The following is a 1,880-nucleotide window of genomic DNA, read 5'->3' on the forward strand; positions in this document are numbered from 1 at the left end:
TTTCATTTTAACAAAAAAATACAAAAAATACAAATAATTTTGCAAAAAAGACTTGCAAATACGGAAATGCTTGTGTAAAATGAAAAAAAAGAGAAATAAAAACAAATATTCAAAAAAAAACACAAAAATTCATTTTGCAGCGATGCAGCAAATATATCCGTAAGGATGCGCTGCTTGTAAAACGTCCTCAAAAGGGCCTACCCGGCTAAAGAAATACAATAAGAATCCAGCTTGCATAAAAATTTAAGCTCGCATACGAAGCGGGCTCTAGAAATTTATTTTTCCAATAATCCTACTGAAAAGTAAAAAAATGAATGGAGGAAGAAAAATGAAAAAGTTATTGACCATGGTGCTTGTGGTGATCTGTGTGTCGGCATTTTGCTTTACAGGCTGCAGCTCAGCCGATTATGCGGCGTCGCAGAGCCCGTCTGAGCCGGCACAGGCGAGCGAAGCCCCCAGTGAAAGTGCTGCAGTCAGCGAGGCTCCGAGTGAGAGCGCAAGCGAAGCGCCCGGTGAAGCGGCCGCTACAGGTGGCTTTGTCCCCAAGACAACATATGCGGACGGCTCGTGTGAGGGAATTACGATCGCTTTTGCAAACGCTTCCATTTCCAACAGCTGGCGCGTAACGATGCGCGATATGCTCAAAGCGGAATGCGACAGGCTGGGAATCACACTGGAAGAATCCGATGCGCACGACGATGCAAATACACAGAACAGTAATATCGAAATGATGCTGCAGAAAAAACCGGATGCAATGCTGATCTCCCCCGCTGTAGAAGACGCAGTAAACCCGGGCATCGAGCAGGCATACGAGAGCGGCATTCCGGTCATCATCTTCGACCGTCACGCCTCCACAGACAAATATACGCACTTTGTAGGGTATTCCGACAAACAGAACGCTGTTGAATGTGCGCAGTTGATGGTAGACGCACTGACGGAAAAATACGGCGAACCCAAAGGCAACCTGATCGCGCTTGACTCGATTGCAGGTTCCAGCACGGATAACCTTAACAAAGAAGGATGGGATGAAGTGCTTTCGCAATATCCTGATATCAAAATCGTTGCAAGGCAGTATACCGATTTTGAAGCAAGCAAAGGAAAATCCTTTATGGAAGATACGCTGACAAAGTTTGGCACGGGCCAGATCGACGGTATCCTTTCGCAGGACGGCGTAGTCACGCTGGCGGCGTATGATGCGATCAAAGAAGCGGGCCGCGAAAGCGACAATATCTTCATCGTAAACGCTGATGGTGTAAACGGCGTGGCGCAGATGGTGAAAGACGGCACATGTATCGGCTTTACGGAGCTGCCGTGTGCGGCAAGTGTAGACGCTCTGCAGGTCGCGCTTGATATCATCAACGGAAAAGAAACGTCAAAAGACCAGAGCATCATCAAGGATTCCATCGTTGTTACGAAGGACAATGTTGACACATACCTGATCCCCGGCGGAGATCCGTACGCTTGGACGATGTAAAAGGATATTGACAAACGATAGATAAGTAACAAAGCCAGCCCGTGCGCCGTGTATACTATACAAGGCGCACGGGCTGGCATGTAAAGATTATTTTGGGAGGAAACACTATGAAGGTTGGATTTTGCGCAGTAAACTATTCGGAAAAACCGTTGGAAGAAGTCGTAGAGATGGCTGCGTCCCACGGGTACGAATGTGTGGAGATTCCTGCGTATATTGGAAATGGACAGGTCGATGCCGAAGAGGTGCTTAAAGGCGATCGCGCAAAAAAACTAAAAAAAATGGTATCGGATCGCGGTATGTTTATTTCCGCAATCAGCAATCATGCGGATTCCCTCCTTGTCATGGGGCCTTATGGACAGGATACAGACAGTATTTGTCCGGGAACCAAGGAAGAAAAGGTGGCCTA

1 protein-coding gene and 1 pseudogene are annotated in these 1,880 nt (G+C 47.1%); both read left to right on the top strand.

What is annotated here, in order from left to right; all coding sequences use genetic code 11:
- Positions 1 to 328: 328 nt before the first annotated feature.
- Positions 329 to 1,474 carry a substrate-binding domain-containing protein gene (locus VB081_RS13825; protein WP_323401362.1) on the top strand — a complete coding sequence of 382 codons (1,146 nt, stop codon included), beginning with the start codon at positions 329 to 331 and terminating at the stop codon, positions 1,472 to 1,474.
- A gap of 107 nt (positions 1,475 to 1,581) precedes the next feature.
- Positions 1,582 to 1,880, top strand: a pseudogene (locus VB081_RS13830) (sugar phosphate isomerase/epimerase family protein); the annotation flags it as partial.

The organism is Christensenella sp. (assembly GCF_034927525.1).
In the GTDB taxonomy this organism is placed as follows: Bacteria; Bacillota; Clostridia; order Christensenellales; family Christensenellaceae; genus Christensenella.